Annotated in this window: 6 protein-coding genes; all 6 read left to right on the top strand. The window is 66.2% G+C overall.

What is annotated here, in order from left to right:
* Positions 1-2 precede the first annotated feature (2 nt).
* Positions 3-1,268 carry an ABC transporter permease gene (locus RN02_RS06945; protein ID WP_043313788.1) on the top strand — a complete coding sequence of 422 codons (1,266 nt, stop codon included), beginning with the start codon at positions 3-5 and terminating at the stop codon, positions 1,266-1,268.
* A gap of 8 nt (positions 1,269-1,276) precedes the next feature.
* A complete protein-coding gene (locus RN02_RS06950; RefSeq protein ID WP_009617246.1) occupies positions 1,277-1,804 on the top strand; it encodes a DUF3299 domain-containing protein in 528 nt (175 codons plus the stop codon).
* Between the two features lie 135 nt (positions 1,805-1,939).
* Positions 1,940-2,644 carry an OmpW/AlkL family protein gene (locus RN02_RS06955; RefSeq protein ID WP_043273450.1) on the top strand — a complete coding sequence of 235 codons (705 nt, stop codon included), beginning with the start codon at positions 1,940-1,942 and terminating at the stop codon, positions 2,642-2,644.
* A gap of 974 nt (positions 2,645-3,618) precedes the next feature.
* Positions 3,619-4,149, top strand: a complete 531-nt coding sequence (locus RN02_RS31640) for a fimbrial protein (protein WP_009617242.1) — start codon at positions 3,619-3,621, stop codon at positions 4,147-4,149.
* A gap of 215 nt (positions 4,150-4,364) precedes the next feature.
* Entirely contained in the window at positions 4,365-5,123 is a 759-nt protein-coding gene (locus tag RN02_RS06965) for a fimbrial biogenesis chaperone (RefSeq protein WP_009617240.1), read from the top strand.
* 21 nt (positions 5,124-5,144) lie between these two features.
* Positions 5,145-7,194 (top strand): fimbria/pilus outer membrane usher protein (locus tag RN02_RS06970; protein ID WP_152623730.1); only part of this gene is annotated, 2,050 nt, incomplete at its 3' end.

The following is a 7,194-nucleotide window of genomic DNA, read 5'->3' on the forward strand; positions in this document are numbered from 1 at the left end:
GCATGTACCTGTTGCGCCTGGCCCTGGCCAGCCTTTCCAACCGCCGTTTCACCGCGTGGCTCACGGTCTTCGCCATCGCCCTCTCCGCCTGCCTGCTGCTGGCCGTGGAGCGGGTGCGCAGCGAGGCCCGCGCCAGCTTCGCCAGCACCATTTCCGGCACCGACCTGATCGTCGGCGCGCGCTCGGGCTCGATCAACCTGCTGCTGTACTCGGTGTTCCGCATCGGCAACGCCACCAACAACATCCGCTGGGAGAGCTTCCAGACGGTCAAGGCCAGCCCGCTGGTGAAGTGGGCCATCCCGATATCCCTGGGCGACTCGCACCGCGGCTACCGGGTGATGGGCACCGACACCGGCTACTTCGAGCACTACCGCTACGGCCGCGACCAGCAGCTGCAACTGGCCGAGGGCCGGCCATTCGGCCAGGACCTGTTCGACGTGGTGCTCGGCGCCGAGGTGGCCGAGGCGCTGCACTACAAGCTGGGCGACCACATAGTGCTGAGCCATGGGGTGAGCACCATCAGCCTGGTGCAGCACGACGACAAGCCATTCACCGTGGTCGGCATCCTCAAGCGCACCGGCACCCCGGTGGACCGCACCCTGCACATTTCCCTGGCCGGCATGGAGGCGCTGCACGTCGACTGGAAGAACGGCGTGCCGGCCCGCGGCGCCGGGCGCATCAGCGCCGACCAGGCACGCCACATGGACCTGCAGCCGACCGCCATCACCGCCTTCCTGCTCGGCCTGAAGAGCAAGGTGGCGACCTTCGCCCTGCAGCGGCAGATCAACGAATACGACGGCGAGCCGCTGCTGGCCATCCTCCCCGGCGTGGCCCTGCAGGAGCTGTGGGGGCTGATGGGCACGGCGGAGAAGGCGCTGTTCGTGGTCTCGCTGTTCGTAGTGCTGACCGGCCTGATCGGCATGCTCACCGCCATCCTCACCAGCCTCAACGAACGCCGCCGCGAGATGGCCATCCTGCGCTCGGTGGGCGCGCGGCCCTGGCACGTGTTCAGCCTGCTGCTGGCCGAGGCCTTCGCCCTGGCGCTGGCCGGCGTCACCCTCGGCCTGGGCCTGCTGTACGCCGGCATCGCCGCCGCCCAGGGCTACGTGCAGGCCAACTACGGCATCTTCCTGCCGCTGGCGGCGCCGAGCGCCTATGAGTGGTCGCTGCTCGGCGGCATACTGCTGGCCGCCCTACTGATCGGCTGCGTGCCGGCCTGGCGCGCCTATCGCCAGTCGCTGGCCGACGGCCTGTCGATCCGCATCTGAGTAGCCCCATGAAAACAACCGCCTCCGCCTTCCTCGCCCTGTGCCTGCTCGCTACCAGCGCGGCCTGGGCCGCCACGCCGCAGACGCTGACCTGGCCGCAGCTGATCCCCGAGGGCGCGCCGCCGCCCCCGCCGCCGGTGCCGCTGCACGACATTTCCCAGCTCAGCGACGCGCTCAACGCCGAGAGCGGCCCGGCGGCCAAGCAGCAGTCGCCGGCCGCCCCGGTGGTGCAGGCGCTGGACGGCCAGCAGGTGAAGCTGCCCGGCTACATAGTGCCGCTGGACGTCGGCCAGGACGGCGAGGTCAACGAGTTCCTCCTGGTGCCCTACTACGGCGCCTGCATCCACGTGCCGCCGCCGCCGTCCAACCAGATCGTCTACGTGCACCAGGCCCACGGGGTGAAGATGGACGAGCTGTACCAGCCCTACTGGGTGGTCGGGCGCATGCAGGTGAAGCACATCGACAGCGACCTGGCCCAGGCCGGCTACCAGCTCAAGGCCGACGAGGTCACGCCCTACGAATACGAGGGCGAATGACCTGCGACCATCTGCCACAGGCATTACCCCTACGAGGTAGGGGGGCTTTATTGAGCTGAATCAAGAAGAATCGCTTAGCGCTGTCTACCATGATGCTTACCAACGCTTATTCCAAAATCATGGAGCATCACCATCATGCGCAAGTCCTGGCTCACCGCCTCCCTGCTCGCCGCCGCCGTATCCACGCCGTTCGCCGCCCAGGCTGCGGACATCCAGGGCCACAAGGCCGGTGACTTCATCGTCCGCGGCGGCTTCGCCACCGTCGACCCCAACGACGACAGCGGCAACCTCAAGCTCGACGGTGCCAAGGTCGGCGGCACCAAGGCCACCGTGGACAGCGATACCCAGCTGGGCCTGACCTTCAGCTACCTGATCACCGACAAGATCGGTGTCGAGCTGGTCGCCGCCACTCCGTTCAACCACCAGGTCGACGTCAAGGGCCTCGGCCCGGGCCTGGACGGCAAGTTGGCCGACATCAAGCAGCTGCCGCCGACCGTGCTGCTGCAGTACTACCCCATGGGCGGCACCAACTCCGCCTTCCAGCCCTACGGCGGCCTGGGCGTGAACTACACCACCTTCTTCGACGAAGACCTGGCCGGCTTCCGCAAGGACCAGGGCTTCAGCAACCTGAAGCTGCAGGACTCCTGGGGCCTGGCCGGCGAACTGGGCTTCGACTACATGCTCAACGAGCACGCCCTGTTCAACGTTGCCGTGTGGTACATGGACATCGACACCAAGGCCAGCGTCAACGGCCCGGGCGCCCTGGGCATCCAGAAGACCAAGGTCGACGTGGACGTCGATCCGTGGGTGTACATGATCGGCTTCGGTTACAAGTTCTAAGCGCCTGACCACGATCTGTTGCGAGTCGGCATAACCGCGGTAGCTAAAAAGCCCTCGGCAAATGCCGGTAGTGCTGTCCACTCAAGAAAGAATGCCGTTTCTCTGTCTGGGAGAAACGGCATTTTTTCATTTGGGATGGGGCTTGGCTCTTGGCCCTGCGCTCCGATCTCGAACCCGTCATTCCCGCGAACGCGGGCCCAGAGACTTCTTGTTTGGGTGTGACGCGCCGCTTCGGCGTGCTCGGATATTTTTTGTTTCGCCCCCTCGGGCGAGTCACTTTTGTCAGTCGCCACAAAAGTAACCAAAAAGGCTTGCCCCAACATACGGGCCCGATAAAGCCGGGCTACCCTCACGAATTCCCCCGCCACGGAGGCCCGCCCCGAGGGTACGTCCCTGTAGCCCATCGGGGCTCTCGCGACATCCATGTCGCATGACCTCCTGAGCGCCGGTTTCGCTCGGCCTGCTGAAGGGGCGTTCCGGTGCGCGCGGATGTTTCTCTGGAAATCCAAAAGCCAGAGCAAGAGCGGACGCGCTTTTGCTTTTCGTAGGAGCAAGTTTGCTCGCGAACCCGCCAGTCACTGGGTTATTCCCCTTCGGGCCAGCGCAAGCGCTGTTCGCGATGGAGCCGCGTCCCGCGTTCGCGGGAATGACGTGGGGGGAGATAGGCATTTCAGGATGACTCAGGATTCGCCCCCCGCTCAGGACAGCCCCCTCTCCCGCTTGCGGGAGAGGGCTGGGGAGAGGGCGCTCTTAAACCCACCTGCATAGGACCCCGGTGTCCCCGCCAACGGTTATACGCCCTACATTCCAGGCAACTTGTTTTACTTCCTGCTTTTCAATAAGTAACCCACTTATATCCGTTGCCTACCTCATTCATAGGAATACACCTACGACTCATCAGAAGTTTCCTAATATTCGAAATTTCAGGAAGCAGGGAGAATTCACCTACCGAAAAACCTGCAAGGAAAAACTCCATGAAAAGTCTCACTCTCCCCGCAGCCGTACTCCTCGCCCTGGCGGCCGGTGGCGCCCAGGCAGCGACCGGTGGCCAGATCAGCTTCACCGGCCACGTTATGGAAGACACCTGCGAAGTCAGCGTGAACGGTGGCGGCGCCGATGCCTCCATCAACCTGCCGTCGATCTCCACCAGCGACTTCGACACCGTGGGCTCCACCGCCGGCGAGCAGCGCTTCACCATCGCCCTGAACGGCTGCACCGTCGGCCAGACCTACAAGGTCGACTTCGCCTCGGCCAACGTCAACCCGACCACCGGCAACCTCGCCTTCAACGGCGAAGCCATGAGCATGTCCGGCATCGAGCTGCAGATCGCCAACGAAGAACTGGAAGCCATCGACCTGCGCACCAACGCCAACAACGTCAGTAAGCCCATGGACGAAGCCGGCCCGCTGGAATTCGCCTACTACGCCCGTTACGTGCAGACCTCGGAACTGGTATCGCCCGGTACCGCCGACACCGCCCTGCTGTATTCCATCCGTTACGACTGACAGCGGCCCCGGATGCATCCCCCTCCCCCATCGGGGGATGCACTCGGAATATTCATCACGCGTATGAACACATCGACGAAAGTTCATACACAGGCTGAATGAGTAAACGCACTTACAAGTTCTCCGGAAAACTTCACCGCCCGGGAACTTGCCAGTATGCCGGCCCCGCCTAGACTCCACCCAAAGTCCTTCTTTACAGAGAAGGAGGTTGCCCGATGCGTCCCGCTACCCACTTGTTCTTCCTGCTCGGTCTTTGCCTGCTGGCGTTCCAGGCCAACGCCAGCATCGTCATCACCGGCACCCGCGTGGTCTACCCGGCCGCCGAGCGGGACATCACCGTCAACATCCGCAACACCGGCAAGACGCCGTCGCTGATCAAGGCCTGGGTGGACAACGGCAAGGGCACGCCCGGCGCCGACAAGCAGGGGCGCTCGCCCTTCATCGTCACGCCGCCGGTCTCGCGGGTCGACCCGGACAAGGGCCTGCTGCTGCGCATCGCCAACATCGACCGCTCGCTGCCCCAGGACCGCGAATCGGTGTTCTGGCTGAACGTCCTGGAGGTGCCCTCGAGCAGCCCGGACAAGGCCGACGCGGCCGCCAGCAACAACAGCGCGGGCAAGCTGCAGGTGGCCTTCCGTTCGCAGCTCAAGCTGTTCTACCGCCCGGCCAAGCTCAAGGGCGTGGCCGCCGACGCGGCGCAGCAGCTGAAGTGGCGCATCGTTTCCGAGGGCGGCAAGAGCACGCTGCGCGCGGTCAACGACCTGCCCTACTCGGTGTCCCTGGCCCGCCTGCAACTGCGCTCGGGCGCCAGGCAATACGACAACGACGACCTGGACATGGTCCCGGCCAAGGGCAGCTACGGCATCGCCCTGCCCCGCGACGCGGCGGCCTGGGCCAGGCCCGGCGCACGGGTCCGCTACACCTGGATCAACGATTTCGGCGGCCTGATCGAAACCGAAGCCACCGTCGAGTAACCCTCCCTCGCGAGGTCCATCGTGTCCCCTTCGATACTGTCCCGCCTCCTGCGTCTGGGGTGCCTGGGAGGGCTCTTCTGCGCCCTGCTCCCGGCCCCGGCAGTGGCCGCCGAAGGCACCGGCGAGGTGCACTTCGACCGCGGCCTGCTGGAGACGCTGGGCATGAGCACGGACGTTTCCGGGTTCGAGAAGAACCCCTCGGCGCTGCCGCCGGGCACCTACTCCCTCGACCTGACACTGAACAAGGTGTATTTCGGCCAGCAGGAAGTACGCGTGGTGCATACCGCCGAGCAACGCCAGGTCTACTGCTTCACCCAGGAACAACTGGAACAGTGGGGCGTGCTGCTGCCCGAGCCCGCCGCCGACGCCAAGCCCGCCAGCGGCGACTGCGTCGACCTGCCCGAACGCGTGCCGCAGAGCCGCGTGGAACTGGACGGCGCCAGCGGGGCCATCCTCCTCACCCTGCCCCAGGCCTACGTCAAGCAGCGCCCGCGCAACTATGCGCCGCCGCAGAGCTGGGATTCGGGGATCAACGCCGGCTTCGTCAGCTACACCAGCAACTTCGACCGCTCCAGCAACAGCCAGGACACCCGCAACGACCTGTTCCTCGGCCTCAACGGCGGCCTCAACCTGATGGACTGGCGCCTGCGCCACAACGCCACCTTCAGCCACGGCGACACCACCCGCCAGGGCAGCCACTACCGCACCCTGAACAACTACGCCCAGCGCGACATCACCGCGCTGTCCTCGCAATTGACCCTCGGCCAGCACTTCACCGCCGGCGACCTGTTCGACAGCATCCCCTTCAGCGGCGTGCAGCTGGAGAGCGACGAGCGCATGCTGCCCGAGAGCGAGCGCGGCTTCGCCCCGGTGGTGCGCGGCATCGCCGACAGCAACGCGACCGTGAAGATCCACCAGGGCCAGCAACTGATCCACCAGGTCAGCGTGCCGCCCGGCCCCTTCGTCATCGACGACCTGTACAACACCGGCTACACCGAGGACCTGCTGGTCACGGTGATCGAGGCCGACGGCCGCGAGAAGAGCTTCAGCGTGCCCTATTCCTATGCCGCCGAACTGCTCAGGCCCGGCGCCTCGCGCTACCAGGTGGCCTCCGGCAGCTACCGCGGCGAGGACGTCGACAACCCGCTGAAGTTCGTCCAGGGCGGCTACCGCCGGGGCCTGAGCAACAACCTCAGCGCCTATTCCGGCGCGGTGATCGCCGACAGCTACATGGCCTCGCTGATCGGCGCCGCGCTGAACACGCCCTATGGCGCCTTCTCCCTGGACGCCACCCTGTCGCGCTTCGACGCCCTGCCCGCCGACGCCCCGGGCCAGGACATGCCCGACAATGGCGAAAGCTACCGCCTGGCCTACAACAAGTCGTTCGGCGGCACCAACCTGCAGCTGTCCTACCGCCGCTCGGACAAGGGCTACCTGGGCCTGGCCGCCGCGGCCGACGCCCTGGACACCGACAACGCCAGCCTGTTCCGCGAGCGCGACCGCGTCCAGCTCAGCCTCAGCCAGGCGCTGGCCGGCGGCAGCCTGTACATTTCCGGCGTGGGGCAGAGCTACTGGACCGGCGAGCGGCGCAGCCTGACCTTCAGCAGCGGCTTCAGCCGCACCTTCAACTGGGGCAGCCTGGGCCTGTCGGCGACGCGCTTCCAGAGCGTCGACGGCTACGACAACCAGTACCTGCTGAGCATCAGCATCCCGCTGGGCCGCGATGCCGGCGCGCCGCGCCTGAGCAGCACGCTGTCGCTGCAGGACGCGCACAACCGCTCGCTGCAGACCAGCCTCAGCGGCATCGCCGGCGAGCGCGGCCAGTGGAACTACAACCTGTACGGCAACCACAGCCAGGCCGACAGCGCCAGCACCCAGTCCTACGGCGGCAACCTCAACCTGCGCACCTCCGCCAGCGCCCTGGGCGCCAGCCTGGCGCGCGGCGACGGCTTCAGCCGCGAGTCGCTGTCGGCGCGCGGCAGCCTGGTGGCCTATTCCGGCGGCATCGCGCTGTCGCCGAGCCAGGGCGAGACCATGGCGATAGTCGAGGCCGAAGGCGCGGCGGGCGCCC

The sequence above is a fragment of the Pseudomonas sp. PI1 genome, assembly GCF_000812405.1.
GTDB classification, from domain to species: domain Bacteria; phylum Pseudomonadota; class Gammaproteobacteria; order Pseudomonadales; family Pseudomonadaceae; genus Pseudomonas; species Pseudomonas citronellolis.